This window comes from Streptomyces sp. RLB3-17 (assembly GCF_007113425.2).
Taxonomy (GTDB): Bacteria; Actinomycetota; Actinomycetes; order Streptomycetales; family Streptomycetaceae; genus Streptomyces; species Streptomyces mirabilis_D.
Window position 1 is genome coordinate 3,162,159 of the sequence record NZ_CP041610.2, and the last position, 26,837, is coordinate 3,188,995.

General features: G+C 72.8%; 21 protein-coding genes and 1 riboswitch. Of the genes, 15 read left to right on the plus strand and 6 right to left on the minus strand.

Annotation, left to right across the window (positions count from 1 at the left end; translation table 11 throughout):
• Nucleotides 1–274: 274 nt before the first annotated feature.
• Both FNV62_RS14770 and FNV62_RS14775 read right to left on the minus strand, forming a co-directional pair.
• Complete coding sequence (locus FNV62_RS14770) at nucleotides 275–1,873, minus strand: ABC-F family ATP-binding cassette domain-containing protein (protein ID WP_054232258.1); 1,599 nt, start codon at nucleotides 1,871–1,873, stop codon at nucleotides 275–277.
• 92 nt (nucleotides 1,874–1,965) lie between these two features.
• The gene (locus FNV62_RS14775) at nucleotides 1,966–2,763 is read right to left on the minus strand and encodes a hypothetical protein (RefSeq protein ID WP_179858130.1); all 798 of its coding nucleotides are present in this window, start codon (nucleotides 2,761–2,763) and stop codon (nucleotides 1,966–1,968) included.
• A 242-nt stretch (nucleotides 2,764–3,005) separates the two neighbouring features.
• Between FNV62_RS14775 and FNV62_RS14780 the strand changes: the two genes are divergently transcribed.
• Both FNV62_RS14780 and FNV62_RS14785 read left to right on the plus strand, forming a co-directional pair.
• Nucleotides 3,006–3,896 carry a neutral zinc metallopeptidase gene (locus tag FNV62_RS14780; RefSeq protein WP_097284128.1) on the plus strand — a complete coding sequence of 297 codons (891 nt, stop codon included), beginning with the start codon at nucleotides 3,006–3,008 and terminating at the stop codon, nucleotides 3,894–3,896.
• Between the two features lie 215 nt (nucleotides 3,897–4,111).
• Nucleotides 4,112–4,525: a VOC family protein gene (locus FNV62_RS14785; RefSeq protein ID WP_054232339.1), complete on the plus strand. Its 414-nt coding sequence runs from the start codon at nucleotides 4,112–4,114 to the stop codon at nucleotides 4,523–4,525.
• Nucleotides 4,526–4,580: 55 nt separating this feature from the next.
• Here the strand turns inward: FNV62_RS14785 and FNV62_RS14790 are convergent, their stop codons facing one another.
• From FNV62_RS14790 to FNV62_RS14800, 3 genes are all read right to left on the minus strand, one after another.
• A complete protein-coding gene (locus tag FNV62_RS14790) occupies nucleotides 4,581–5,984 on the minus strand; it encodes a hypothetical protein (RefSeq protein WP_164331675.1) in 1,404 nt (467 codons plus the stop codon).
• Between the two features lie 157 nt (nucleotides 5,985–6,141).
• Nucleotides 6,142–7,266: an alpha/beta hydrolase family protein gene (locus FNV62_RS14795; protein ID WP_097284130.1), complete on the minus strand. Its 1,125-nt coding sequence runs from the start codon at nucleotides 7,264–7,266 to the stop codon at nucleotides 6,142–6,144.
• A 247-nt stretch (nucleotides 7,267–7,513) separates the two neighbouring features.
• Nucleotides 7,514–8,239, minus strand: a complete 726-nt coding sequence (locus tag FNV62_RS14800) for a class II aldolase/adducin family protein (RefSeq protein WP_097284131.1) — start codon at nucleotides 8,237–8,239, stop codon at nucleotides 7,514–7,516.
• 196 nt (nucleotides 8,240–8,435) lie between these two features.
• Here FNV62_RS14800 and FNV62_RS14805 point away from each other — a divergent pair, with 196 nt between their 5' ends.
• The 10 genes from FNV62_RS14805 to cobI all read left to right on the plus strand — a co-directional run bounded on the left by FNV62_RS14805 (nucleotide 8,436) and on the right by cobI (nucleotide 22,210).
• Nucleotides 8,436–9,188: a lysozyme gene (locus tag FNV62_RS14805; protein WP_097284132.1), complete on the plus strand. Its 753-nt coding sequence runs from the start codon at nucleotides 8,436–8,438 to the stop codon at nucleotides 9,186–9,188.
• Between the two features lie 212 nt (nucleotides 9,189–9,400).
• Nucleotides 9,401–10,645: an inorganic phosphate transporter gene (locus tag FNV62_RS14810; RefSeq protein WP_054232265.1), complete on the plus strand. Its 1,245-nt coding sequence runs from the start codon at nucleotides 9,401–9,403 to the stop codon at nucleotides 10,643–10,645.
• A 12-nt stretch (nucleotides 10,646–10,657) separates the two neighbouring features.
• Nucleotides 10,658–10,882: a hypothetical protein gene (locus FNV62_RS14815; protein WP_054232266.1), complete on the plus strand. Its 225-nt coding sequence runs from the start codon at nucleotides 10,658–10,660 to the stop codon at nucleotides 10,880–10,882.
• A gap of 111 nt (nucleotides 10,883–10,993) precedes the next feature.
• Nucleotides 10,994–11,137: riboswitch (cobalamin riboswitch) on the plus strand.
• A gap of 99 nt (nucleotides 11,138–11,236) precedes the next feature.
• Nucleotides 11,237–12,193, plus strand: coding sequence for a cobalamin biosynthesis protein (locus FNV62_RS14820; RefSeq protein ID WP_143612960.1), 957 nt, complete (start codon nucleotides 11,237–11,239; stop codon nucleotides 12,191–12,193).
• On the plus strand, nucleotides 12,190–13,698 hold the full coding sequence (locus FNV62_RS14825; protein WP_144315284.1) for a cobyric acid synthase: 1,509 nt from the start codon (nucleotides 12,190–12,192) through the stop codon (nucleotides 13,696–13,698). The genes FNV62_RS14820 and FNV62_RS14825 overlap by 4 nt, the downstream gene beginning before the upstream one ends.
• The gene (gene cobN / locus FNV62_RS14830) at nucleotides 13,695–17,363 is read left to right on the plus strand and encodes a cobaltochelatase subunit CobN (RefSeq protein ID WP_144315285.1); all 3,669 of its coding nucleotides are present in this window, start codon (nucleotides 13,695–13,697) and stop codon (nucleotides 17,361–17,363) included. The genes FNV62_RS14825 and cobN overlap by 4 nt, the downstream gene beginning before the upstream one ends.
• Nucleotides 17,360–19,399: a putative cobaltochelatase gene (locus FNV62_RS14835; protein WP_143607715.1), complete on the plus strand. Its 2,040-nt coding sequence runs from the start codon at nucleotides 17,360–17,362 to the stop codon at nucleotides 19,397–19,399. The genes cobN and FNV62_RS14835 overlap by 4 nt, the downstream gene beginning before the upstream one ends.
• On the plus strand, nucleotides 19,399–19,998 hold the full coding sequence (cobO, locus tag FNV62_RS14840) for a cob(I)yrinic acid a,c-diamide adenosyltransferase (RefSeq protein WP_054232271.1): 600 nt from the start codon (nucleotides 19,399–19,401) through the stop codon (nucleotides 19,996–19,998). Before FNV62_RS14835 ends, cobO begins: the two co-directional genes overlap by 1 nt.
• Entirely contained in the window at nucleotides 19,992–21,464 is a 1,473-nt protein-coding gene (locus FNV62_RS14845; RefSeq protein WP_144315286.1) for a cobyrinate a,c-diamide synthase, read from the plus strand. Before cobO ends, FNV62_RS14845 begins: the two co-directional genes overlap by 7 nt.
• Nucleotides 21,461–22,210: a precorrin-2 C(20)-methyltransferase gene (cobI, locus tag FNV62_RS14850; RefSeq protein WP_060902202.1), complete on the plus strand. Its 750-nt coding sequence runs from the start codon at nucleotides 21,461–21,463 to the stop codon at nucleotides 22,208–22,210. Before FNV62_RS14845 ends, cobI begins: the two co-directional genes overlap by 4 nt.
• Nucleotides 22,211–22,221: 11 nt before the next feature.
• Here the strand turns inward: cobI and FNV62_RS14855 are convergent, their stop codons facing one another.
• Entirely contained in the window at nucleotides 22,222–22,956 is a 735-nt protein-coding gene (locus tag FNV62_RS14855; RefSeq protein WP_097288874.1) for a ZIP family metal transporter, read from the minus strand.
• A gap of 119 nt (nucleotides 22,957–23,075) precedes the next feature.
• On the opposite strand from FNV62_RS14855, the gene cobM reads away from it, so the two are divergent.
• From cobM to cobJ, 3 genes are read left to right on the plus strand one after another with little or no spacing between them, the layout of a single operon-like run.
• Entirely contained in the window at nucleotides 23,076–23,900 is an 825-nt protein-coding gene (cobM, locus tag FNV62_RS14860) for a precorrin-4 C(11)-methyltransferase (protein WP_143607719.1), read from the plus strand.
• The gene (gene cbiE / locus FNV62_RS14865; RefSeq protein ID WP_097284139.1) at nucleotides 23,897–25,147 is read left to right on the plus strand and encodes a precorrin-6y C5,15-methyltransferase (decarboxylating) subunit CbiE; all 1,251 of its coding nucleotides are present in this window, start codon (nucleotides 23,897–23,899) and stop codon (nucleotides 25,145–25,147) included. The genes cobM and cbiE overlap by 4 nt, the downstream gene beginning before the upstream one ends.
• Nucleotides 25,144–26,835 (plus strand): precorrin-3B C(17)-methyltransferase, encoded by a 1,692-nt coding sequence (cobJ, locus tag FNV62_RS14870; RefSeq protein WP_144315287.1) that lies wholly within the window; start codon nucleotides 25,144–25,146, stop codon nucleotides 26,833–26,835. Before cbiE ends, cobJ begins: the two co-directional genes overlap by 4 nt.
• The last annotated feature ends 2 nt before the right edge of the window (nucleotides 26,836–26,837 follow it).

The following is a 26,837-nucleotide window of genomic DNA, read 5'->3' on the forward strand; positions in this document are numbered from 1 at the left end:
TCCTCACAAATGGAATCACAGGGTCCGCACTGCTCTGTCCGTACGACCGAACGGGTTCTTCCGTGAAGTGCCAGGTCAGCGACGCAAGACGGCCGAGCCCTTGGGAACAAAGGACTCGGCCGCGAAATGGATGTAGGACACACCTCGGTACGAGGAGATCTCACACAGATGGTGGATCACGGATCGGCCGAATGATCCATACGCAGTGGATCAGTCATTCGATCACGTCGTGCTGACGGCGGCCCCGGGGCTGTCCGGGAGGCCGTAAGAGGGCTCAGGCGAGGGCGACGAGGTCCGCGTAGTCGGAGCCCCACAGGTCCTCGACACCGTCCGGGAGCAGAATGATCCGCTCGGGCTGGAGCGCCTCGACGGCGCCCTCGTCGTGGGTGACGAGGACGACGGCGCCCTTGTAGGTGCGCAGCGCGCCGAGGATCTCCTCACGGCTGGCCGGGTCCAGGTTGTTCGTCGGCTCGTCGAGGAGGAGGACGTTCGCCGAGGAGACCACGAGGGTCGCGAGCGCGAGCCGGGTCTTCTCGCCGCCGGAGAGCACGCCGGCCGGCTTGTCGACGTCGTCGCCGGAGAACAGGAACGAGCCGAGCGTCTTACGGACCTCGACCAGATCCAGGTCGGGGGCGGCGGAACGCATGTTCTCCAGGACCGTGCGCTCGGGGTCGAGGGTCTCGTGCTCCTGCGCGTAGTACCCGAGCTTGAGGCCGTGGCCCTCTATGACCTGACCGGTGTCGGGCTGCTCGGCGCCGCCGAGCAGCTTCAGCAGGGTCGTCTTGCCGGCGCCGTTGAGGCCCAGGATGACCACGCGCGAGCCCTTGTCGATGGCCAGGTCGACATCGGTGAAGATCTCCAGCGAGCCGTACGACTTCGACAGGCCCTCGGCCATCAGCGGGGTCTTGCCGCAGGGCGCGGGCTCCGGGAAGCGCAGCTTGGCGACCTTGTCGGAGACGCGGACCGCCTCGAGGCCGGCCAGCAGCTTGTCGGCGCGCTTGGCCATGTTCTGCGCGGCCACCGTCTTGGTGGCCTTGGCGCGCATCTTGTCCGCCTGCGAGTTCAGCGCGGCGGCCTTCTTCTCGGCGTTCTGCCGCTCGCGCTTGCGGCGCTTCTCGTCGGCCTCGCGCTGCTGCTGGTAGAGCTTCCAGCCCATGTTGTAGACGTCGATCTGGGCGCGGTTGGCGTCCAGATAGAAGACCTTGTTGACGACCGTCTCGACGAGGTCGACGTCGTGGGAGATCACGATGAAGCCGCCGCGGTAGGTCTTCAGGTAGTCGCGCAGCCAGACGATCGAGTCGGCGTCGAGGTGGTTGGTCGGCTCGTCGAGCAGGAGCGTGTCGGCGTCCGAGAACAGGATGCGGGCCAGCTCGACACGGCGGCGCTGACCGCCGGAGAGCGTGTGCAGGGGCTGGCCGAGCACGCGGTCGGGCAGGTTGAGCGCGGCGGCGATGGTGGCGGCCTCGGCCTCGGCGGAGTACCCGCCCTTGGTGAGGAACTCGGTCTCCTGGCGCTCGTACTGCCGCATGGCCTTCTCGCGAGTGGCGCCCGAGCCGTTGGCGATGCGCTGTTCGTTCTCCCGCATCTTGCGGATCAGGGTGTCCAGGCCGCGCGCGGAGAGGATGCGGTCGGTGGCGAGGACGTCGAGGTCACCGGTGCGGGGGTCCTGGGGCAGATAGCCGACCTCGCCGGAGCGGGCGACGGTGCCGGAGGCCGGGATGCCCTCGCCGGCCAGGACCTTCGTCAGGGTCGTCTTGCCCGCGCCGTTGCGGCCGACCAGGCCGATACGGTCGCCCTTGGTGATGCGGAAGGTGGCGGACTCGATGAGGATGCGGGCGCCGGCGCGCAGCTCGATACCGGAGGCGGAGATCACGGACAGACTCCAGGGCAGGGTGGTTGGCGGGGTGGACGGCTGAGGACGTTCCCGCCGTCTAATGCGCGAGGAGAATGGCCATGCGACCAAGTCTAACGGGGCCGTGCAACCACTTTCCCTGGGTGAGCGTGTCCGGCACTGTGACGCTCGCCCTGCCACACGTTGCCCAGCGGCGTGCGGTGCGGGGTGATTCTGCCCAGGTCGTCGACGGCGACGAGCTCGGTGGTCCAGCTGTCACCGGTGGCGCAGGGCTGCGCGATCAGGAGCGCCTCGCCGTGACGCAACGCACGTTCGGGGGCGAAGGAGCAGCCGTACCGGGCGGGCAGCGTCCAGCGCAGGTCGCCGTCGGCGATGCGGTAGGCGGCGACGCGCCGGGGGGTGATCACGGCGAGCATGCGGGTGCCCAGGGGTCGCAGCACCCCACGCGCCCCGTGGTCCGCGAGCCACCCGGCGGCCCCGGGAAGGGCCCGGTGCCACCGCACGGCGCTGCCGTCGCCGCGCGCGGTGTCGGTGACCAGTCCGTCGTCCCACAGCGCGATCGCGTGCCCGCGCGCGGGGAGCACGGCCACCGGACGGCGGCCCTCGCGGGCGTAGGTCCAGCGGGGGTGGCCGGTCGTCCCGTCGTAGGCCTCGACGGCCGCCCTCGTGGCGCGCAGCGGGGGCTGTCGTGTCCCGTGCCCGTGCGCCACGCGCGTGTGGGCGATGAGGCGGTCTCCGTAGGGCGCGGGGCGCGCTTCGTGGGCGGCGGTGAGCAGCAGGGCGACGGCGACGGGGAGCAGAGCGCGGGCGGCTTGGCGGCGGGCGGTGGGGAGACGGAGCCGGGGGGCCGGGGGGTGCGTGGTCGCCGGGGCGGACTGTTCCGCCTCCGCCGCCTCGACCGGCACAGCCATCACCTCGCCCCCATCGGCACCACCCGCCGCTCCTAGGACCTGTCCGGCCGCCCAGGCGCACGGATCAGGCGCAGAGCGTAGGCGTGGGCGGTGGGAACGCCCGTCGGGACACGGCGGGCGGCGGGAGGTGTGTCGCCCGTTCGGCCCTCCGCCCGGCGCCGGACCCCTGAGGGCGTACGAGGATGGCGCCACGGAGCGACGTACGCCGAGGTGCGAAGCCGTACGCAGAGGGTGGTGTGCCCATGCAGTTCGACGACGACGCCGACCTGGACACCTCCGACGTGCAGGATGCGCGCGGCAGTCGGATCCCTGGTGGCAGGGCGACCGTCGGGGGTGGCATCGCGGGTCTGATCGCCCTGATCCTCGGGCTGTTCTTCGGCGTCGGGCCCGATCAGCTCGGGCTGTCCTCCGGCAACGACCAGCCCGCGGTGACCACTTCCTCGCTCGACCAGATCAAGCAGACCTGCCGGACGGGGCGGGACGCGAACGCCAGGGAGGACTGCCGGACGGTGGCGGTGGTCAACAGCGTGCAGGACTTCTGGGCGCAGGAGTTCGCACGACGCGGCGGTAGGTACACGCGCTCGCCGACCGTCTTCTTCAGCGGGCGGGTGAACACCGCGTGCGGCACCGCGACCTCGGCGGTCGGGCCCTTCTACTGTCCCGGTGACCGCAAGGTCTATCTGGACCTGGGCTTCTTCGACGACCTGCGGACCAAGTTCGGCTCCAGCGGCGGGCCGTTCGCGCAGGCGTACGTGGTGGCGCACGAGTACGGGCACCATGTGCAGGACCTGATGGGGACGCTGGGCAGGGCCCAGAGCGGGGTCACGGGCGCGAACAGCAACTCGGTGAAGGTGGAGTTGCAGGCGGACTGCTACGCGGGGGTGTGGGCGCACCACGCGACGACGACGAAGGACCCGTCGACGGGCAGGCCGTTGATCAAGAACCTCACTCCGGCCGACATCCGGGACGGACTGGACGCGGCGGCCGCCGTCGGCGACGACCGGATCCAGCGGGAGTTCCAGGGCCGGGTGACCCCGGAGACGTGGACGCACGGCTCGTCCGCGCAGCGGCAGCAGTGGTTCTACCAGGGCTACCGCACCGGCGACATGGCGCAGTGCAACACCTTCCGCTGAGCGCGCGGACGCGGCGGAGGCGAGAGCGGTGACCGGGCGAAGGCGGGAGCGCGGACGGGCGAAGGCGGGTGCGCGGACGGGGCGAAGAGACGCCCGCGGCTGAGGCGCGTTCCGGGCGGCTTCGGCGCTCCGGGGCGTTGTCAGTGGCCGGTGCAAGACTGGGCAGCGGGTGACATTCCGGCCCAGCAGGACGAGTTCCAGTGGGAGTGATCGGCATGGCAGGTACGGACGGCGGGCGCCCGAGCATCTACCCGACGCTGCTGTACGCGGACGCGAAAGCGGCGATCAGGCAGTTGACGGAGGCCTTCGGTTTCTCGGAGGCCTCGGTGTACGAGAGTGAGGACGGCACGGTGATGCACGCCGAGTTGGTCCAGGGCAACGGCGCGGTGATGCTCGGCTCCAAGGGCCGCGGTGGCGTCTTCGACGGCGCGATGAAGGACGCGGGCCCCATGGGGGTGTACGTGGTCGTGGACGACGTCGACGCACACCACCAGCGCGCCGTGGACCACGGCGCGGAGATCCTCATGCCCCCGACCGACCAGGACTACGGCTCGCGGGACTACCTGGCCCGGGACGCCGAGGGCAACATCTGGAGCTTCGGCACGTACGCCCCGGAGATACGGGGCTGACCCCGGGTGCGCGGGGGCGAGGAGGTGCGGGGCTGATCCCAGGGACAGGCAGGCCCTAGCTGCCTCCGGTGTGGACCTGGAAGGCGGCGCGGCGTACGGCCTTGGCGAGGGCCGGGTCCGGGTGGGCGGCGGCGAGCGCGACCAGGACCTGGACGGTGCGGGGATGGCCGACGGCGCGCACCTCGTCGAGGAGCGCGGGCACGGTGGGCTGCACCGCGGACTCCAGATGGCGCACGAGAAGCGGCGCCTCACCGTGGTCGGCGACGGCGGCGGCGGTGTCGACCCAGAGCCAGGTGGACTCTTCGCGGGTGAGGACCTCGTGGGCGTCCTCCGGGTCGTGCCCGTCGTGCTCGGCGAGCCACAGCAGGGCGTAGGGGCGCAGCCAGGACTCGTCGGCCACGGCGCGTACGTCGGGCTCGGCGGGGGCGCCGACCACGCGCAGCGCCTCGAAGGCGAGGCCGCGGGTGAGCGCGTCCTCGCCGCGGGCGGCTTCGAGGAGTTCGGTGACGGCGCCGCCGACGGGGCGGGCGGCGAGCCAGGCGCGGTACTCGGCGCGGGCCGCGTTCGGGCGCAGCTGGGCGCAGCCGCGGAGCATGTCCGAGGCGGGCTGTTCGATGTTCCCGGCGGGGCTCTGCGCGGCGACGCAGATCTGCTCCAGCTTGACCCAGACCGCCCAGCTGCCGAGCGGGGTGAGCGTGGCCTGCCCGTCGGCGCAGGTGAGCGCGCCGACGGAGGCGAGCGCGTGCAGGGCCCAGTCGAGGAGGGGCTCGAGGGGGGCGTCCGCGATCTCGGCGGCCTCCGGGACGGGCTCCGGCTGGGGGCCGTAGGGGATCTCGCAGCGCTCGGTGCGCAGTTCGGTGACGCGCTGCTCGAGGAGGTCGAGGAGCTGCTCCATGGGGACGGGCCCGGCGGAGAGCTGGAGGAAGGAGAGCACCTGGGGCATCGCGGAGACGACCTCGGCGACGGCGGACGCCTCGCGGTCGGCCGGCTCGGGGTGGGCGAGCGACCAGGCGTCGAAGAGGGCGACCCAGCCGCGCAGGACGGCGCTGTCGTCGCGGTTCCAGGCGCGCAGTCGCCAGCCGGGGCGGGCGATGTCGCCGTGCACCTCGACGAGGCCGGCGAGGCGTGCGGTGTCCCAGTCCGCGCGGACCTGAGCCGGGGTCAGGCCCAACTCGTCGGCGGCCCGTTCGGCGGTCGCGTCGGCGAGGGTGCCCTTGCCGTCGGGGGTCGCGCCGTCGCTCCCCGGGCCGAGCGAGGCGTCGGCCCAGCGGGCGACACGGGCCGCGGCGGCGAGGCCGGTGCGGGCCATGCGGGCCAGTTCCGCGGGGGGCGGGGTGCCCTCGGGGGGCCGGGGTGCGGGTCGGCGCGAGCTGCGCTGGGTCACCGCTCGGGGGGCGGAAGCCAGGGGGCGCGAGCGGACGAGTCGGAGCCTGGAGTCGCGCGGGTTACGGGACGTCACGGGTGCAGTCTTCCGGTTGACAGTCCGAAAACCCAAACGGAATGTCACAGCAGGCGACAGGGGTGGCCAATGGACAGGGCTCCGAGAGGGCTCGACACGTGTGAGCGCGGCCTTGCACGAGTTGACCGGGGCCCAACCGGAAGCCTCCGGGGGGTGGCTACATCAGAGGGGTGAGGAAGCGGCGTAGGGCCTCTTCGTAGTTCGGGGCGGCGTTCCACATGGCGCCGTGGGAGGCGTTCGGGACCGTGTGCAGGGTGACCAGGTCCGGGCGGCGCTCGGCGAGGCGGCGCGAGGGGCCCCAGGGGGCGATGGTGTCGTCCGGGCCGTGCACGATCAGGGTCGGAACCTTGAGCTGGCCGGGGTCGGCGGCCTCCTGGATGCGGTCGCCGTGCAGACCGGTGCGGCCCTGCGCGGCACGGACCGCGAGGGGCAGCAGGGCGCTGGGCGTGTGGCGGGCCGAGGCGAGGGCGCGCAGCGTGGCTCCCCAGTCGAGGACGGGCGAGTCCAGGATCAGCCCGGAGATCCGCTCGCGCAGGGCGGAGTGCGCGGCGGTGCGCAGGGCCATGGTGGCGCCGATGGACCAGCCGTAGAGGACGACCTGGTCGGCGCCGTAGCGCACGGCGTAGCGCACGGCGGCGTCCAGGTCGCGCCACTCGGTCTCGCCGAGGTGGCTGAGGCCGTCCGGGGAGCGGGGCGCGCCGAGGTCGCCGCGGTAGGCGAGGTCGAGCACGGGCAGCTGGTTGCGGTGCAGGAACTCCATCACGTTCATGGGGTGCTCGCGGGTGGTGCCGAGCCCGTGCGCCGTGATCACCCAGGTGTCACGGGTGCCGGGCACGAACCAGGCGGGCAGCGGGCCGAGCTCGCCGGGGACGTCCACGTCGGCGTGGTCGAGACCGAGGGCGCTGCTGGGGTTGCCGATGTGCAGGTTCGGCGTGAGCCATGCCTTGTCGCCGGGTTCCAGGGTGCCGTGGGTGACGCGTTCGAGGCGGCGTACGACCGTGTCGGCGCTGTGGTGGGCGTCGTCCAGGACGGGACCGACGACCGCGTGGGAGCCGTCGCCCGTGAGGCCGTACCGTCCCGGGCGCAGGGAGGCCAGGTCGCGGGTGAGCGTGATCCGGCCCGCGGCCGTGGAGTGCACGGTGAGCCGGGGCTCGGTGGGCAGCGGCCTGCCGGGCGGCGCCTTCAGCGCGGCGTCGCTGGCGAACCGGCCCGCCGCCACGGAGGCTGCGCCCGCGGCCAGGGCTACGGAGACGGCCGCGGCCGTCGCTTTGACAGTACGCACGGGTTCAGTCTCCCGGCGCGGCCCCCGGTCGGCCAGCCGGAGCGGGCGGTGGACTCCCGCCTTGGGGTGCGCGGGCTCGTCCTCCGGCGCTGCGCGCGCACCGGAACCGCCGGGTCGGTACAACCCGCACCGCCGGGTCGGTACAACCCGCACCGCCGGGTCCGGTGCCACCGCACCGCCAGGTCCGGTGCCACCGCACCCCCGCGTGCGGTGCCACCGCACCGCCAGGTCGGTACGCCGCGTCGGATCAGCGGGGCGCGGCCCCGCCGCCCTGCCCGTAGCGGCCCAGCCGCTCCCCCGCCTCGCCCACCTGTTCCGGCGAGAGCAGCGTCGGGGACAGGCCGGGCACGGACGACGCCAGGAGCCAGACGCGGGACATCCATTCCAGTTGGGCGGTGCGGTCGAACGCCTGGGACAGCGAGGCTCCGTAGGCGATGGTGCCGTGGTTCTGGAGGAGGCAGGCCGTGCGGCCGGTGAGGGCCTGGAGCATGTTCTCGGCCAACTCCGGGGTGCCGTAGGTCGCATAGGGGGCAACTCGGACCGGTCCGCCGAGGGCGCCCGCCATGTAGTGGATCAGGGGGAGTTCGGGGACGAGGGTCGAGACGGCCGTCGCGTGCGCGGCGTGGGTGTGGACGACGGCCCGCGCGTCGGTGGCGCGGTGGATCGCGAGGTGCATCGGCAGTTCGCTCGTCGGAACGAGCGAACCGAGGACCTGCCGGCCCTCGAGGTCCACACCGACGGCGTCTTCGGGCCTCAGCCGGTCGTAGGGCACTCCCGTCGGTGTGACCAGGACCGTGTCGCCGACCCGGACGGAGACGTTGCCCGACGTACCGACGACAAGCCCGTCGGCCACCGTCCGGCGGGCCGTCGCGACGAGCTCGCCCCACGCGGCCGCCATCTCCCGCTCGCGCGCGCCCGGCGCACTCTCCCCCACGTCCCGCACTTCCCGTGCGTCCCGCCGCTGCTCAGCCATGGGGCGATCCTGCCAGGCAGGGACGTCAACCCACGGTCGGTGAGGGCACTTTAGGGCGGAAGACAAGCGTCCGTAAGGGGACATAGCGGCGCATATCGCCCTCCGGGGGTGATTGGCTGGCGACCGACGGGCTCTCAACGATCTTCCAATAGCCTCTGGGGGATTTGTCACGCACGTCGCCATTCCGGGGGGAAATATGGCCCGTGACCACAAACCACTCCTTCGCCGTGCCCGCGTCCTCGCGGCGGCGGCCGCCATGGCGGCGCTCACCGCCGCGGGGACCGCCCTCGCCGGGACCCCGGTCGCCGCGGCGGCCAAACCCAAGGGCCACGACGTCTCCTCGCACCAGAAGAACGTCGACTGGCAGAGCGCGCGGGCGAAGGGCGCCCGGTTCGTCTATGTGAAGGCGACCGAGTCCCACACGTACCGCAATCCGTACTTCGGCCGGCAGTACGACGGAGCGCGCGACGCGGGGATCCTGCGCGGCGCCTACCACTTCGCGGTGCCGGACAAGTCGTCCGGCGCCACCCAGGCCGCGTACTTCGTGCGCAACGGCGGCACCTGGCGCGCGGACGGCTGGACGCTGCCGCCCGCGCTCGACATGGAGTACAACCCGTACGACAAGAAGCAAAAGTGCTACGGCATGAGCAAGGCCAGGATCGTGAGCTGGATCCAGGCGTTCAGCGACGAACTCGAACGGGAGACCGGCCGCCGCCCCGTCATCTACACGACCACCCACTGGTGGAACACCTGCACCGGCGGCAGCGGCGCCTTCGCCGCGAACCACGCCCTCTGGCTCGCCCGCTACGACTCGGCGGACACGGGCGCGTTGCCGGCCGGCTGGTCGACCTGGACGTTCTGGCAGTACGACAACAGCGGCACGCTCCCGGGTGACCAGAATCTCTTCAACGGATCCATGACCCGGCTCAAGCAGTTCGCCGCGGGCTAGGAGCCCTCGAACAACCCCTGCCGGAACCCGGTATTCCGCCTCCGTTCGAACATCTGGTAAACCGTCGGGCCGCCCCTCCCGCACACTGGTCATCACAAGCGGAGGGGCGGTCCACCGTTTGAGACACCCCAGCGCCCGCCCCAGTTCATCTTCCGTTCACTCAGGTTGCCTACGGTCCACCTGCCACTGACGCCAAACAGAAGCCTGGGTAAATGGAACACATCACGCTCCTCCTCGGAATCGTGATCGTCACCGCTCTCGTGTTCGATTTCACGAACGGTTTCCACGACACTGCCAACGCGATGGCGACCACCATCTCGACCGGCGCTCTGAAGCCCAAGACGGCGGTGGCCATGTCCGCCGTGCTGAACCTCGTCGGCGCGTTCCTCTCCGTGGAGGTCGCCAAGACGATCTCCGGCGGGATCATCAACGAAGAGGGCATACGCGTCCAAGTGATCTTCGCGGCGCTCGTCGGCGCCATCCTCTGGAATCTGCTGACCTGGCTTCTGGGTCTGCCCTCCAGTTCCTCCCACGCACTGTTCGGCGGTCTGATCGGCGCCGCGGTCATGTCGGCCGGCTGGTCGTCGGTGAACGGCTCGACCGTCGTCACCAAGGTGCTGATCCCCGCGGTCGCCGCGCCCGTCGTGGCCGGACTCGCCGCGATGCTGGCCACCCGGCTGACGTACCGGATCGGCAACCGCGCCGACGAGAAGGCGACCGCCAAGGGCTATCGCGCCGGCCAGATCGCCTCCGCCGGCCTGGTCTCCCTGGCGCACGGCACGAACGACGCCCAGAAGACGATGGGCATCATCACCCTCGCCCTGGTCACCGGCGGCGTCATCGCCCCGGGCTCGAACCCCCCGCTGTGGGTCATCGTCTCGGCCGGTACGGCCATCGCGCTCGGCACCTACCTGGGCGGCTGGCGCATCATCCGCACCTTGGGCAAGGGCCTCACGGACCTCGCGCCGCCGCAGGGCTTCGCCGCCCAGACCAGCGCCGCGACGGCCATCCTGGCCTCCTCGCACATCGGCTTCTCCCTCTCCACCACCCAGGTCTGCTCCGGCGCCGTGATGGGCTCGGGCCTCGGCCGCAAGGGCGGCGTGGTCCGCTGGTCGACCGCCACGCGGATGTTCGTCGCCTGGGGCCTGACCCTGCCGGCCGCCGGTCTGGCCGGTGCCTCCGCCGAGTTCCTGACCAAGCAGGGCACCTGGGGCATCGTCCTCACCGGCGCGCTGCTCGTCGCCGGCGCCGGCACCATCTGGAAGCTCTCCCGCCGCCAGCCGGTCACCGTCGACAACGTCAACGACGTCGACGCCGAACCCGCGGGCGTCGTCACCGCCGCGATCGCCGCCGTCACCCCGCCGCCCGCGGGCCCCGTCACCGGCGACCTGTCCGGCGACCTGAAGACCACCATCCCGTCCCCGGACGCGGAGCCCACCCGCCCGGCCACGGTGTAAGGACAGAACAGCATGCACATCGACTGGGCAGCCCTCGGCTCCGTGTTCGGAGTCAGCCTCGTGACCACCGTCGGCCTCGTCGGCCTCTTCACCCTCGGCATCGTCGGCCTCTCCAAGCGCGAGTCCGCGTCCGCCCAGGGCGGCTCCGCGACCCTCGCGGTCACCGGCGCGTACGTCTGCTTCGCGGCGTGCGCCGCGGCGGTGGCGTACGGCATCTTCCTGATCGTCGGCAAGTAACCCAAAACGGGCACCACTTCGAGTGGGGTGCGGGACGGATCACCGTCCCGCACCCCACCTGTATGTGGGCCTTCGCACACTCTCCCCGCGCAGGTCAACAGCAAGTTGACGGGTCTTCCAACCCGTGGTGGACTGCCGGAGCCAAGTACGGCGACAGAAGAGGAAGCCGGTGTGAATCCGGCGCGGTCCCGCCACTGTGACCGGGGAAGGAAACTCCCCGGGAGCCAGGAACTCTCCCCGCCGGTCTCGTCGAACCAGGGCGCGGACACCCTGAGTGAGGACATAACGCCATGCGCGGCTGCCCAAGTGCCCTGCGAGCGATGGTTCCACCCGACCTGACGGTCGGCTGACCCCGTGCGTGCCGATCGCGTCTTCGCGTACGGCGCCGCCGCCGGACTCCTCGGTGACCTGCTGCTCGGTGATCCCCGCCGGGGGCATCCGGTCGCCGCGTTCGGACGGAGCGCGGCAGCCGTGGAGCGGGTGCTGTGGCGGGACCACCGCGGGTGGGGCGCGCTGCACACCGCTGTGTGTGTGGGCGGTGCCGCCGGACTCGCCGCCGCCGCTTCCCGTGCCGTACGCCCCTCACATGCCGCGTCCCTCGCGCTGACGGCCGCCGCCACCTGGGCCGTTGTCGGGGGCACCACGCTCGGGCGGGAGGCCCGGGCGATCGGTGCCGCCCTCGCGGACGGGGAGATCGAGACGGCCCGGGAGCGGCTGCCGCATCTGTGCGGGCGCGATCCCCAGGCCCTCGGCGCCGACGGCATCGCGCGCGCCGTCGTCGAGTCCGTCGCCGAGAACACCTCCGACGCCGTGGTGGGCGCCCTGGTGTGGGGTGCCGTGGCCGGCGTCCCGGGGCTCGTGGGCTTTCGGGCCGTCAACACCCTTGACGCCATGGTCGGTCACCGGTCGCCCAGGTACCGGCGGTACGGGTGGGCCTCGGCTCGGCTCGACGACGTCGCCGGGTGGCCGGGGGCTCGTCTCACCGCCGTGCTCGCCGCCCTCGCGGGTGACAGTCCCCGAGGGGCCCTGCGCGCCTGGCGCGCCGACGCCGTCAAGCATCCGAGCCCCAACGCCGGGCCCGTGGAGGCCTCGTTCGCGGGGGCGCTCGGGGTGCGCCTGGGCGGCACCCTCTCCTACGGCGGGCGCGTCGAGCACCGGCCCGAACTCAACGGCGCCGGACGCGCCGTGCACGTCGACGACATCGAGCGGGCCGTACGGCTGTCACGGCGTGTCGGCTGGCTCGCCCTCGGCGTGAGCGCCGGCGGACGGCTGCTCGTACAGAGGCTTCTCAGGAAGGGGCGTACGTCATGAGCGGCGGGCTGCTCGTCGCCGGAACCACCTCCGACGCGGGCAAGAGCGTCGTGACCGCCGGGATCTGCCGGTGGCTGGTGCGCCAGGGCGTCAAGGTCGCGCCCTTCAAGGCGCAGAACATGTCCCTGAACTCGTTCGTGACGCGTGAGGGCGCCGAGATCGGGCGCGCGCAGGCCATGCAGGCGCAGGCCGCCCGGGTGGAGCCGACCGCGCTCATGAACCCCGTGCTGCTCAAGCCGGGCAGCGACCGGAGCAGTCAGGTCGTCCTCATGGGAAAGCCCGTGGGCGAGATGACCGCGCGCGGCTACCACGGGGGGCGGCAGGAAGCCCTCCTCACCACCGTGCTGGACTGTCTCGCCGAGTTGCGGGGCACGTATGACGCGGTGATCTGTGAGGGGGCCGGCAGTCCTGCCGAGATCAATCTGCGGCGGACCGACATCGTGAACATGGGGATCGCGCGCAATGCGCGGCTGCCCGTGCTCGTCGTCGGCGACATCGACCGCGGGGGTGTGTTCGCCTCGTTCTTCGGGACGGTCACGCTGCTGTCGCGGGAGGACCAGGAGTTCGTCGCCGGGTTCCTCGTCAACAAGTTCAGGGGGGACGTCTCCCTGCTGGAGCCGGGGCTCGACATGCTCCACGGCCTCACCGGGCGGCGTACGTACGGCGTCCTGCCGTTCCGGCACGGCCTCGGCATCGACGAGGAGGACGGGCTGCGGGTGTCGCTGCGGGGAGCGGTCCGGGAGTCCCGAGTGACCTCCCCCGTCGGTGAGGACGTACTGCGCGTCGCCGTCTGCGCGATCCCGCTGATGTCCAACTTCACGGACGTGGACGCGCTGGCCGCCGAGCCGGGTGTCGTCGTGCGGTTCGTGGACCGGGCCGAGGAGCTGGCCGACGCCGACCTCGTCGTCGTCCCCGGGACCCGGGGGACGGTGAAGGCGCTGGAGTGGCTGCGCGAGCGCGGACTCGCGGACGCCATCCTGCGCAGAGCCGCCGAGGGGCGGCCCGTGCTGGGCATCTGCGGCGGTTTCCAGGTCCTGGGCGAGCACATCGAGGACGAGGTCGAGTCGCGCGCCGGTCATGTCGACGGGCTCGGACTCCTGCCGGTCCGCGTGCGGTTCGCACGCGAGAAGACCCTGACCCGGCCCGTCGGGGAGGCGCTCGGCGAGCACGTCGAGGGCTACGAGATCCACCACGGCGTCGCCGATGTGACGGGCGGTGAACCGTTCTTGGACGGCTGCCGGGTCGGTGCCGTCTGGGGCACGCACTGGCACGGCTCGCTGGAGTCGGACGGCTTCCGGCGCGCCTTCCTGCGCGAGGTGGCGGCCGCCGCGGGCCGTCGTTTCGTGCCGGCCGCCGACACGTCGTTCGCGGCGCTGCGCGAGGAGCAGCTCGACCGGCTCGGCGATCTGATCGAGGAACACGCGGACACGGACGCGCTGTGGCGGCTCATCGAGTCGGGCGCGCCGCAAGGATTGCCTTTCATTCCACCGGGAGCGCCCGCATGAGCACAGTGTTGTTGTTGTCGACCGCCGACACCGATCTGCTGGCGGCGCGTGCCTCCGGCGCCCCGTACCGGATCGGCAACCCCACCCGGGTGGAGGTCGAGGGCGAACTGCCGTCCCTCGTCGAGGGCGCGGACATCGCCGTCGTACGACTCCTGGGCGGCAAGCGTGCCTGGGAGGAGGGCCTGCGGAAGCTGAAGGCCTCGGGCATCCCCACCGTGCTGCTCGGCGGGGAGTCCGTACCCGACGCCGAACTGATGGCGGAGTCGTCGGTGCCCGCCGGTGTCGTCGCCGAGGCGCTGCGCTATCTGGTCGAGGGCGGCCCGGACAACCTCACCGAACTGGCCCGGTTCCTCTCCGACACCGTGCTGCTGACGGGTGAGGGCTTCGAGGAGCCGCGGAAGATGCCGGAGTACGGCGTCCACGGCGAGCGCGCCTTCGTCGAGGGCCGGCCGACCGTCGGCGTGCTCTTCTACCGGGCCCACCAGCTGTCCGGCAACACCGCGTTCGTGGACACGCTGTGCGACGCGATCGAGGCGCGCGGCTCCAACGCGCTGGCCGTGTACTGCGGTTCGCTGCGCGGCGCGGACGCGGGCCTGTACGAGATCCTCGGCACGGCGGACACGCTGGTCGCCACCGTGCTCGCGGCGGGCGGCACGCACGCCTCGGAGGCGTCCGCGGGCGGCGACGAGGAGGCCTGGGACATCGGCGCGCTCGCCGACCTGAACGTCCCCGTGCTGCAAGGGCTCTGTCTGACCTCGTCCAGGAGTGCCTGGGACGCGTCGGACGCCGCCCTCTCCCCCATGGACGCGGCGATGCAGGTCGCGATCCCCGAGTTCGACGGCCGTCTGATCACCGTCCCCTTCTCCTTCAAGGAGCAGGGGCCCGACGAGGTGCCGGTCTACGTCGCCGACCCCGAGCGGGCCGCCCGCGTCGCCGGAATCGCCGTACGGCACGCCCGGCTGAAGCACAAGCCGAACGCGGACAAGAAGCTCGCGCTCGTCTTCACCGCCTATCCGACCAAGCACTCCCGCGTCGGCAACGCGGTCGGCCTCGACACGCCCGCCTCGGCGGTACGGGTGCTCGACGCACTGCGGGACGCCGGGTACGTCGTCGAGGGACACCCCGACAACGGCGACGAGTTGATCCACCGGCTCATCAACGCCGGCGGCCACGACGTCGAGTGGCTCACGGAGGAGCAGCTGGCCGCCGCGCCCGCGCGGGTGCCGCTGGCCGACTACCGGGCCTGGTTCGACAAACTGGACCCGGATCTCAAGCGAGGCATGCTGGACGCGTGGGGCGAGCCGCCCGGCTCCCTCTACGTCGACGGCGACGACATCGTGCTCGCGTCCCTGCAGTTCGGGAACGTCGTCGTGATGATCCAGCCGCCGCGCGGCTTCGGCGAGAACCCGATCGCGATCTACCACGACCCGGACATGCCGCCGTCGCACCACTACATGGCGGCCTACCGGTGGCTGGAGGCCGCGACCTCGGAGGGGGGCTTCGGCGCGGACGCCGTCGTGCACATGGGCAAGCACGGCACGATGGAGTGGCTGCCGGGCAAGGGCCTCGGGCTCAGCGGTGGCTGCGCGCCGGACGCCGTCCTCGGTGAACTCCCGCTCATCTACCCCTTCATCGTCAACGACCCCGGCGAGGGCACCCAGGCCAAGCGGCGCGGCCACGCCACGGTCGTCGACCACCTCGTGCCGCCGATGGCCCGCGCCGACACCTACGGCGACCTGGCCAAGCTGGAGCAGCTCCTCGACGAGTACGCGCTGGTGTCCGACCTGGACCCGACGAAGGCCCCGGCGGTCCGCGCGCAGATCTGGACGCTGGTCAAGGCGGCCGAACTCCACCACGACCTGCATGTGGAGGACCAGCCGGACGACGCGGCGTTCGACGAGTTCGTCATGCACATCGACGGCTATCTGTGCGAGATCAAGGACGTGCAGATCCGCGACGGTCTGCACATCCTCGGCGGCGGCCCGGAGGCCGAGCCGCGCGTCAACCTCGTGCTGGCCGTGCTGCGCGCCTCCCAGGTGTGGGGCGGCACCGCGAACGCGCTGCCGGGGCTGCGGGCCTGCCTCGCCGAGTACTTCGGCCTGGTCGAGAAGGAGCTGCTCGCCGAGCCGGGCGCGCCGGTGAAGGTGCCGGTCGAGCTGACGGACCTCGTCGAGGGACCGGCACGGACCGGGGCGGACGCGATCGACCTGCTGGAGCAGTTGTGCCGCCGGATGGCGGAGGGCATGGAGGAGCGCGGCTGGGTGACGTCCGAGAGCACCGCCCTCGTACGGGAGGTGCTGGGCGTCGAACTCCCCGACGCCGTCGCGGTGCTGGAGTTCGCCTGTCGTGAGGTCGTGCCGCGCCTGGCCCGGACGACGGACGAGATCACCCACATCCTGCGCGCCCTGGACGGCGGTTACGTCCCCGCGGGCCCGTCGGGCTCACCGACCCGCGGGCTGGTGAACGTCCTGCCGACCGGTCGCAACTTCTACTCCGTCGACCCCAAGGCGATCCCGTCCAGGCTGAGTTGGGAGGTCGGGCAGTCGCTCGCCGACTCCCTGGTGCAGCGGTACCTGCAGGACACGGGCGAGTACCCCAAGTCCGTCGGTCTGACGGTCTGGGGCACGTCCGCGATGCGCACCCAGGGCGACGACATCGCCGAGATCCTCGCGCTGCTCGGCTGCCGCCCGGTCTGGGACGACGCCTCGCGCCGCGTGACCGGTTTCGACGTGGTGGGCCTGGAGGAGCTGGGCCGGCCGCGCATCGACGTCACGGTCCGCATCTCCGGCTTCTTCCGGGACGCGTTCCCGCACGTCGTGGGCCTGATCGACGACGCGGTGCGCGCGGTGGCCGAGCTGGACGAGCCCGCCGACCGCAACTACGTCCGCGCGCACGCCGACGAGGACACCGCCGAGCACGGCGACCGGCGCCGCGCCACCTCCCGCATCTTCGGCTCCAAGCCGGGCGCGTACGGCGCCGGTCTCCTCCCCCTGATCGACGCCCGCAACTGGCGCTCCGACGCCGACCTCGCCGAGGTGTACGCGGTGTGGGGCGGCTACGCGTACGGGCGCGGGCTGGACGGGCGGGCGGCGCGCGGGGACATGGAGATCGCGTTCCGGCGCATCGCCGTCGCCGCGAAGAACGTCGACACCCGCGAGCACGACCTCGTCGACGCCGACGACTACTTCCAGTACCACGGCGGCATGGTCGCGATGGTGCGGCACCTGACGGGCGCGAGCCCGGAGGCGTACGTCGGCGACTCGGCCGTACCGGACCAGGTGAAGACCCGCACGCTGGGCGAGGAGACCCATCGCGTCTTCCGCGCCCGGGTCGTCAACCCGCGCTGGATGGCCGCCATGCGACGGCACGGCTACAAGGGCGCCTTCGAGATGGCGGCGACCGTCGACTACCTCTTCGGGTACGACGCCACGGCCGGGGTCGTGGACGACTGGATGTACGAGAAGCTCAGCGCGGAGTACGTCTTCGACGCGGAGAACCGGGACTTCATGAAGAAGTCCAACCCGTGGGCGCTGCGCGGCATCACCGAACGGCTCCTCGAGGCCGCCGACCGGGGGCTGTGGGCCGAGCCGGACGCGGACACGCTGGAGCGGCTGCGTGCCACCTATCTGGAGCTCGAAGGCGACTTGGAGGGCGACGACCAGTGAGTACCCCGTTCCCGTTCACGGCCGTGGTCGGCCAGGACGACCTGCGGCTCGCGCTGCTGCTGAACGCCGTGTCGCCCGCCGTGGGCGGTGTGCTCGTCCGCGGCGAGAAGGGCACGGCCAAGTCCACGGCCGTACGCGCCCTGTCGGCGCTCATGCCGGGGGTGGACGTCGTCGCCGGGTGCCGGTTCTCGTGCGATCCGGCCGGGCCCGACCCGGCCTGTCCCGACGGTCCGCACGAGCCGGGCGCCTTCGAGACCCGGCCGGCCCGCATGGTCGAACTGCCCGTCGGTGCCTCCGAGGACCGGCTCGTGGGCGCGCTCGACATCGAGCGGGCGCTCGCGGAGGGCGTGAAGGCCTTCGAGCCGGGGCTGCTGGCCGACGCCCACCGCGGGATCCTGTACGTCGACGAGGTCAACCTCCTCCACGACCACCTGGTCGACCTGCTGCTGGACGCCGCCGCCATGGGCGCCTCGTACGTCGAGCGCGAGGGTGTCTCCGTACGGCACGCGGCACGCTTCCTGCTCGTCGGGACCATGAACCCCGAAGAGGGCGAGCTGCGACCGCAGTTGCTCGACCGGTTCGGGCTGACCGTCGAGGTGGCCGCCTCCCGGGAGCCCGATCAGCGGGTCGAGGTCGTGCGGCGCAGGCTCGCCTACGACGACGACCCGACGGGCTTCGCGGCGCGCTGGGCCGACGAGGAGTCCGCCGTACGGGCCCGGATCGTGGCGGCGCGGCAGCTGTTGCCGTCCGTGCGGCTCGGGGACCCGGCGCTGCGGCAGATCGCGGCGACCTGCGCGGCCTTCGAGGTGGACGGCATGCGGGCCGACATCGTCATGGCACGGACCGCGACCGCGCTCGCCGCGTGGGCGGGACGGACCGAGGTGCTGGCGGAGGACGTACGTCAGGCCGCGCTGCTCGCGCTGCCGCACCGGCGGCGCCGCAACCCCTTCGACGCGCCGGGGCTCGACGAGGACAAGCTCGACGAGACGCTGGAGGAGTTCGGGGGATCGGACGAGGGCTCTTCCGAGGAGGGTTCCTCCGACGACGATCCGGACGGGGACCCGGATCCGGACGGGCCCGGCGGCGGTGGGCAGCCGCCTCAGGACGGGCCGGACGGAGACTCCCCCGCCGGTGACGTCCCGGCGCAGGGCGAGCCCTCGGACGACGGGCGGGCGCCGGCCGCACAGGGCGCCGGTGAGCAGTCCCCCGTACGGGCCGCCGAACCCTTTCGCACGAAGGTGCTGAGCGTGCCGGGGCTCGGCGAGGGCGCGGCCGGGCGGCGTTCGCGGGCGCGGACCGAGCACGGGCGGACCACCGGGTCGCGGCGGCCCCGAGGGGCGCTCACCAAGCTGCACCTGGCGGCGACCGTGCAGGCGGCGGCGCCCCATCAGCGGGCGCGGGGGCGGTCGGGGCGCGGCCTCGTCGTACGGCGGGACGATCTGCGCCAGGCCACCCGGGAGGGACGTGAGGGCAACCTCGTGCTGTTCGTGGTGGACGCCTCCGGGTCGATGGCGGCGCGGCAGCGGATGAGTGCCGTCAAGGGCGCGGTGCTGTCGCTGCTGCTCGACGCGTACCAGCGGCGCGACAAGGTGGGGCTCGTGACCTTCCGGGGGTCCTCGGCCGACGTGGCGTTGCCGCCCACCTCGTCCGTGGACGCGGCCGCCGCCCGCCTCGAGTCGCTGCCCACGGGCGGGCGGACGCCGCTCGCGGCCGGACTGCTGCGCGCGCACGACGTGCTGCGGGTCGAACGGCTGCGGGACGCCGCCCGGCGGCCGTTGGTCGTCGTGGTGACCGACGGGCGGGCCACCGGTGGCCCTGAGCCCGTCGCGCTCGCCGAACGGGCGGCGCGGCTGTTCGCGGCCGACCAGGTCGCCTCCGTGGTCGTCGACTGCGAGGCGGGGCCCGTGCGGCTCGGACTCGCGGGGCGGCTCGCGGGTGAACTGGGCGGCACGGCGGTGACGTTGGACGAGTTGCGGGCCGACGCGATCGCCGGGCTCGTGCGCGATGTGCAGGGGACTTCGAGGAGGGCCGCGTAATGCCACAGGGGCAGCCGAGTGTCGTACCCGAGGACGGACTGACGACGCGTCAGCGCCGCAACCGGCCGCTGGTCGTGGTGCACACGGGGATCGGGAAGGGCAAGTCCACCGCCGCCTTCGGGCTGGCGCTGCGCGCCTGGAACCAGGGGTGGCCCATCGGGGTGTTCCAGTTCGTCAAGTCGGCGAAGTGGAAGGTCGGGGAGGAGAACGCGCTGCGCGTGCTCGGCGCCTCCGGCGAGGGCGGGTCCGTCGACTGGCACAAGATGGGCGAAGGGTGGTCGTGGGTGCAGCGCGACTCCCAGATGGACAACGAGGAGAAGGCCCGCGAGGGCTGGGAGCAGGTCAAGCGGGACCTCGCCGCCGAGACGTACAAGCTGTACGTGCTGGACGAGTTCGCCTACCCGATGCACTGGGGATGGGTGGACGTCGACGAGGTCGTCGCCGTGCTGCGGGACCGGCCCGGGACGCAGCATGTCGTGATCACCGGGCGCAACGCTCCCGAGAAGCTCGTCGAGTTCGCGGATCTCGTGACGGACATGTCCAAGGTGAAGCATCCGATGGACGCCGGACAGAAGGGCCAGAGGGGCATCGAGTGGTGATTTCCGTCCCTCGGCTGGTCATCGCCGCGCCCTCGTCCGGGAGCGGCAAGACCACCGTTGCCACGGGGTTGATGGCGGCCTTCGCCTCACGGGGGCTCGCCGTGTCCCCGCACAAGGTGGGGCCCGACTACATCGACCCCGAGTACCACGCGCTCGCCACCGGGCGCGTGGGGCGGAATCTCGACGCGTATCTGTGCGGTACGGAGTTGATCGCGCCGTTGTTCGCGCACGGGGCGCGCGGATGCGATCTCGCGGTCGTCGAAGGTGTGATGGGGCTGTACGACGGGGCCGCCGGGGAGGGTGAGCTCGCGTCCACGGCGCAGGTGGCGAAGTTGCTGCGGGCGCCGGTGGTGCTGGTCGTCGACGCGTCGTCGCAGTCCCGGTCCGTGGCCGCGCTGGTGCACGGGTTCGCTTCCTGGGATCCCGAGGTGCGGGTTTCCGGGGTGATTCTCAACAAGGTGGGGTCGTCGCGGCATGAGGAGATGCTGCGGGAGGCCCTGGACGAGTCCGGGGTGCCGGTGCTGGGGTGCCTGCGGCGGGCCGCGCAGGTGGACACGCCCGCTCGGCATCTGGGGCTCGTTCCTGTCGCCGAGCGGCGCTCGGATGCCGTGGACGCCGTGGGGGCGATGGCCGAGCAGGTGCGACGCGGGTGTGATCTGGACGCGCTGTACGCGTTGGCGCGTGGTGCGGGTGAGTTGTCGGGTGCGGCTTGGGACGCGGCTGCGGCTGTCGTTTCTTCGCCCCCGCCGCCCCTTCCCTTCCCCACCCTGGGGGCTGCGCCCCCAGACCCCCGCCATCGGCCTGAACGGCCTCGTCCTCAAACGCCGGACGGGCTGAAAGATCGCGGGTCCGGGCTGCGTGCGGCGCCCCGAATCGCTGTCGCCGGAGGAGCCGCCTTCACCTTCTCCTACGCCGAGCATGCCGAGTTGCTGACCGCCGCGGGAGCCGAAGTCGTCACCTTCGACCCTCTGCGGGACGAACAACTGCCGGACGGTACCCGCGGGTTGGTCATCGGTGGAGGGTTTCCCGAGGTGTACGCGCCCGAGCTGTCCGCCAACGAGCCGTTGCGCAAGGCCGTGGCCGAGCTGGCGTTCGGCGGGGCGCCCGTCGCCGCCGAGTGCGCCGGGCTGCTGTATCTCTCGCGCGACATCGACGGGCAGCCCATGTGCGGCGTGCTCGACGTCTCGGCCCGGATGAGTGAGCGGCTCACCCTGGGCTACCGGGACGCCGTGGCCGTGAGTGACAGCACGCTCGCCGTCGCCGGGACGCGGATGCGGGGGCACGAGTTCCACCGGACCGTCGTCGAGCCGGGCGCCGGGGCGGCTCCCGCCTGGGGGGTGCGCGCCCCTGAGCGGCGCGTCGAAGGTTTCGTACAACAAGGTGTGCACGCGAGTTATCTGCACACGCACTGGGCGTCACGGCCCGGTGTCGCCCGTCGGTTCGTGGAGAGGTGCCGGACGTCATGAGCAGCAAGCTGATCGGAATCGGGGTCGGTCCCGGTGACCCGGAGCTGGTGACCGTCAAGGGCGTCAACGCGCTGCGTGCCGCCGAGGTCGTGGTCGTACCGGTGATGGCCGCGCCCGATGGAAAGGACGGCGGAGAGCCGGGGCGGGCGGAGGCCACCGTCCTGCACTACGTGCCCGAGGAGAAGGTCGTCCGCGTCGTGTTCGCGCTCAACGAGCGGACCGACCGGGGGCGGCGCGAGGCCGCCTGGGACGCCGCGGGCACGCGGGTCGCGGAGCTGCTCCGGCGGCACGCGTCCGTCGCCTTCGCGACCATCGGCGATCCGAACGTGTACTCGACCTTCACCTACCTGGCGCAGACCATCGGGGAGCTGGTGCCGGGCACGGTCGTCGAGACCGTGCCCGGTATCACCGCCATGCAGGATCTGGCGGCGCGGTCCGGGGCCGTGCTCACGGAAGGGACCGAGCCACTCACCCTCGTTCCGGTGACCGCCGGGGCCGCCGTGCTCAAGGACGCCCTCAACGGGCCCGGGACCGTCGTCGCGTACAAGTTCGGGCGGCAGGCGCACGAGGTCGCGGAGGCGCTGCGGGTCACGGGTCGGCTCGACGACGCCGTGTGGGGGTCCGCGCTCGGGCTGGAGGGCGAGTCCATCCGGCCCGCCGCCGACCTCGACGGCGAACCGCTGCCGTACCTCTCCACCCTCATCGCGCCCGCCCGGCGGGACGGCAAACGCGGCGGGAAACTGTGAGCCCCGGAAGATCACCCGCTTCCGGCGAGACCCACCACCAGCCAGATGAACCCCGCGCCCGCGATCGTGCACAGCAGGGTCGAGCGGGCCGGGTGCTCGTGGTGCGCCTCGGGGAGGATCTCGGCGGCGGCCAGGTACAGCAGTACGCCGCCGAAGAGGCCGAGATAGCCGCCGAGCACCTGCTCCGGGATGGTGAAGAACAGGGTCGAGGCGGCGCCGATCACCGGGGCCACCGCGTCCGCGAACAGCATCGTGATCGCCTTGCGGCGCGCGTTCCCGTACAGGCTCGTGATCGTGTACGTGTTGAAGCCGTCCGCGAAGTCGTGGGCGATCACCGCGAGCGCGACCGCGAGGCCCATGCCGCCGCCGACCTGGAAGGCGGCGCCGATCGCGACACCGTCCATGGCGCTGTGCCCGACCATCGCCGCGGCGGCCGTCAGGCCCACCTCGGGCGCGCGTCCGTCGTGCTCCTCGGCGCCGTGCGCGACCTGCCGGGCGGCCAGCAGCCGTTCCACCAAATGGGCCAACAGGAACCCGGCGACGAACAGCAGCAGGGCCGCCGGTACGCCGAACACCTCCTCGCCCGCCGCCCTCAGCGCCTCCGGGAGCAGATCCAGGCCGACCACGCCGAGCATCAGGCCGCCCGCCAGGCCCAGCACCAGGTGGCGGCGGTCGGTGACCCGCTGTGCCGTCCAGCCTCCGGCCAGCGTCATCAGGAACGCGCCGAGCGCGACGAAGACCGCCATGAGCCCTTCGTATCCGATCGCACCCCGTTCGCGCACGTCCGGCGACGACCTCGCGCCCACTGACCCGCCCACCGACTTCTCGCAGCACCCGATTCATCCGTAGGAGAGGACCGATTCCCATGGCCGATGCCCCCACCGGCAAGGTGACCATCGTCGGGGCAGGGCCCGGCGCCGCCGATCTGCTGACCTTCCGCGCCGCGCGCGCCATCGCCGAGGCCGACATCGTGATCTGGGCGGCCAGCCTGGTGCAGGCCGAGGTCCTCGAGCACGCGCGCGAGGGGGCGGAGATCCTCGACTCGGCGACGATGTCCCTCGAGGACGTCGTGGCCGTGTACGAGCGGGCGGCGGCCGAGGGGCTGAAGGTGGCCCGCATCCACTCCGGCGACCCGGCCCTGTGGGGCGGTACGCAGGAGCAGCTGGACCGGTGTGCGGACATCGGCGTCGAGACCGAGATCATTCCCGGCGTCTCCTCCTTCTCCGCCGTGGCCGCGCTCGCCCAGCGCGAGCTGACGATCCCCGAGGTCGCGCAGTCCGTGATCCTCACCCGGCTCGGCGGCGGCAAGACGCCCATGCCGCCCGGCGAGGAGGTGCGGGAGTTCGCGCGGCACGGCACGACCATGGCGCTGTTCCTGTCGGCCGCCCGCAGCGGACAGCTCGTGCGGGAGCTGCTGGAGGGCGGCTATCCGACGTCCACGCCGGTCGTGGTCGCCTACCAGGCGACCTGGCCGGAGGAGCTGATCGTGAAGTGCACGATCGAGACGCTGGAGGAGACCGTCAAGGAGCACAAGCTCTGGAAGCACACGCTCTTCCTGGTCGGCCCCGCCCTCGACGCGACCGGGACCCGCTCGCACCTCTACCACCCCGGTCACTTCCACGGCTTCCGCAGGGCCGATCCGCAGGCGCGCGCGGAGCTGCGCGCGGCCCGCAAGGGCAGTCCGTCGTGATCACCGTCTTCGGTACGGGGACGGGGGCACCGCTTTCCACGGACGCCTCGGACGCGCTGGCCGGCGCCGGGCTCGTCGTGGGCGCCCGACGCCACCTTGCGGCCGCGCGGCTGCCCGACGCGGTGGAGCGGATCGTCCTCGGGCCGCTCGCGCCCGCCCTCGACGCGATCGAGGGATGCCTGGAAAAGGAGCGGCGCGTCGTCGTGCTCGCCTCCGGTGACCCCGGGTTCTTCGGGATCGTCCGGGCGCTGGCCGAACGGTTCGGGACCGAGCGGCTAGACGTGCGCCCCGGTGTCTCGTCCGTCGCGACCGCCTTCGCGCGGCTCGGGCTGCCCTGGGACGACGCGGTGGTGGTGAGCGCCCACGGGCGCGCGCTGCGCACGGCCGTCCAGGTCTGCCGCTCCCACCCGAAGGTGGCGGTGCTGACCGGCCCCGGCTCCGGGCCCGCCGAACTGGGCGCCGCCCTCGCCCACCGCGGCGCCGGGCGCGTCCTCGTCGTGGCGAGCGCCCTCGGCGACCCCGCACACGAGCGTGTCGAGCGCGTCACCCCGGCGCAGGCCGCGGGCCGCGACTGGGGCACGGCGGTGAGTGTCGTCCTGTGCCTCGACGAGTCGCGGGCCCTCGCCCCCGTGCGGACGGTCGCCGGTCCCCCGGCGGGACCCGACCGGTGGGCCCTGGACGAGCGCGAGTTCAGCCACCGCGACTCGATGATCAGCAAGTTCGAGGTGCGGGCGCTGGCACTGGCCCGGCTCGGGCCGCGCCTCGGCGAACTGGTCTGGGACGTCGGCGCGGGCTCCGGGTCCGTCGCCGTCGAGTGCGCGCGGTTCGGGGCCGCCGTCACCGCGATCGAGAAGACACGGGACGGCTGCGACCGGATCCTCGCCAACGCCGAGGCGCACGGCGTCGACGTCCGCGTGGTGCACGGGGCCGCGCCCACCGTGCTGTCCGACCTGGACGATCCGGACGCCGTCTTCATCGGCGGCGGGGGCCGCGAGCTGCCCGCCATCGTGACCGTCTGCGCGCGGCGGGCCCGGCGGGCCGTCGTCGTCGCCATGGCCGCGCTCGACCGGGTGCCGGCGGCCCGGGAGGCGCTCACCGCCGCCGGGCTCGACTGCGACGGCGTACTGCTGCAGTCCTCCCGGCTCGCGCCGCTGCCGGGGAACGTCACCCGGCTCGCGGCCACCAACCCCGTTTTTCTGCTGTGGGGCGTCCGGCCTCCGGCGCGTACCGAAGGAGTCCTCCAGTGATCGGCCTGATTTCCGCCACGGCGGCGGGCGCGGCGGCCCGTGACCGGCTGGCCGCGGCCTGGCCCACCCGTACACGGGTGTACGACGGGTCCGTCGGGGACGCCGTGCGGCGGGCCTTCGCGGAGTGCGACCAGTTGGTGTGCTTCCTCGCCACGGGCGCGGTGGTACGGCTGATCGCGCCGCTGCTGGGCGACAAGACGTCCGACCCGGGGGTCGTGTGCGTGGACGAGGGCGGCCGGTTCGCCGTGTCGCTCGTCGGCGGCCACGGCGGCGGCGCCAATGAACTCGCCCGCGAGGTGGGCGAGTTCCTCGGAGCCGAGCCGGTGGTGACGACCGCGACGGACGCGGTCGCAGTGCCGGGCCTCGACACGCTCGGCTTCCCCGTGGAGGGCGAGGTCGCCGCGGTCACCCGGGCCCTGCTGGACGGCGAACCCGTCGCCCTGCGGGCCGACTTGGCGTGGCCGTTGCCGCCCCTGCCGGTCGCTACGGAGGGCGCGTACGGCATTCGTGTCACCGACCGGGCCGTGGCGCCCGGCGAGCGCGAGGTGCTGCTGCGGCCGCCCTCCCTCGTGGTGGGGGTCGGCGCGTCCAAGGGCGCCCCGGTGGCGGAGATCCTCGCGCTCGTCGAGGACGCACTCCGTGACGCCGGACTGTCCCCGAGGTCCGTCGCTCAGCTGGCCACCGTCGACGCCAAGGCCGAGGAGCCCGGCATCATCGAGGCCGCCGGACGGCTCGGGGTGCCCGTGGTGACGTACACCGCCGAGGAGTTGGCGACGGTGGACGTGCCGAACCCCTCGGGCGCGCCGCTCGCCGCCGTCGGCACCCCGTCCGTGGCGGAGGCCGCCGCGCTCGTACGCGGTGGTGAACTCCTCGTACCCAAGCGGAAGTCGACGCGCGCGGACGGGCGGCCCGCGATGGCCACCTGTGCCGTCGTGCGCCGTGTGGCGCGCGGGCGGCTCGCTGTGGTCGGGCTCGGGCCCGGCGCCCGTGACCTGCTCACCCCGCGGGCGAAGGAGGAGCTGCGGCGGGCGTCCGTGCTCGTCGGGCTCGACCAGTACGTCGACCAGATCCGCGATCTGCTGCGCCCCGGCACCCGGATCCTGGAGTCCGGGCTCGGCGCCGAGGAGGAACGGGCGCGCACGGCGGTCGCCGAGGCACGGCGCGGGCAGGCCGTCGCGCTGATCGGCAGCGGGGACGCGGGCGTGTACGCGATGGCGTCACCGGCGCTGGCCGAGGCGTCCGACGACATCGACGTGGTCGGGGTACCGGGCGTGACCGCCGCGCTCGCGGCCGGGGCGATCCTGGGCGCGCCGCTGGGCCACGACCACGTGTCGATCAGCCTCTCCGACCTGCACACACCGTGGGAGGTCATCGAGCGCCGGGTGCGGGCGGCCGCCGAGGCGGACATCGTCGTGACCTTCTACAACCCGCGCAGCCGGGGCCGCGACTGGCAGCTCCCGAAGGCGCTCGCGATCCTCGCCGAGCACCGGGAGCCGACGACGCCGGTCGGGGTCGTCCGCAACGCCTCCCGGCCGGACGAGTCGAGCCGGGTGACGTCGCTGGGGTCCCTGGATCCGGCGATCGTCGACATGATGACCGTCGTGACCGTGGGCAACACGGCGACGCGTGAGATCGCCGGGCGCATGGTGACACCGCGCGGCTACCGCTGGCAGGAGGAGCCCAAGTGAGC

Excerpts from the sequence above, each read along its gene's own strand:
- FNV62_RS14775 (WP_179858130.1), bottom strand. The coding sequence starts at position 2,763 with ATGGCTGTGCCGGTCGAGGCGGCGGAGGCGGAACAGTCCGCCCCGGCG.
- FNV62_RS14780 (WP_097284128.1), top strand. The coding sequence starts at position 3,006 with ATGCAGTTCGACGACGACGCCGACCTGGACACCTCCGACGTGCAGGAT.
- FNV62_RS14785 (WP_054232339.1), top strand. The coding sequence starts at position 4,112 with ATGGCAGGTACGGACGGCGGGCGCCCGAGCATCTACCCGACGCTGCTG.
- FNV62_RS14800 (WP_097284131.1), bottom strand. The coding sequence starts at position 8,239 with ATGGCTGAGCAGCGGCGGGACGCACGGGAAGTGCGGGACGTGGGGGAG.
- FNV62_RS14805 (WP_097284132.1), top strand. The coding sequence starts at position 8,436 with ATGGCCCGTGACCACAAACCACTCCTTCGCCGTGCCCGCGTCCTCGCG.
- FNV62_RS14810 (WP_054232265.1), top strand. The coding sequence starts at position 9,401 with ATGGAACACATCACGCTCCTCCTCGGAATCGTGATCGTCACCGCTCTC.
- FNV62_RS14815 (WP_054232266.1), top strand. The coding sequence starts at position 10,658 with ATGCACATCGACTGGGCAGCCCTCGGCTCCGTGTTCGGAGTCAGCCTC.
- FNV62_RS14825 (WP_144315284.1), top strand. The coding sequence starts at position 12,190 with ATGAGCGGCGGGCTGCTCGTCGCCGGAACCACCTCCGACGCGGGCAAG.
- cobN (WP_144315285.1), top strand. The coding sequence starts at position 13,695 with ATGAGCACAGTGTTGTTGTTGTCGACCGCCGACACCGATCTGCTGGCG.
- cobO (WP_054232271.1), top strand. The coding sequence starts at position 19,399 with ATGCCACAGGGGCAGCCGAGTGTCGTACCCGAGGACGGACTGACGACG.
- cobI (WP_060902202.1), top strand. The coding sequence starts at position 21,461 with ATGAGCAGCAAGCTGATCGGAATCGGGGTCGGTCCCGGTGACCCGGAG.
- FNV62_RS14855 (WP_097288874.1), bottom strand. The coding sequence starts at position 22,956 with ATGGCGGTCTTCGTCGCGCTCGGCGCGTTCCTGATGACGCTGGCCGGA.
- cobM (WP_143607719.1), top strand. The coding sequence starts at position 23,076 with ATGGCCGATGCCCCCACCGGCAAGGTGACCATCGTCGGGGCAGGGCCC.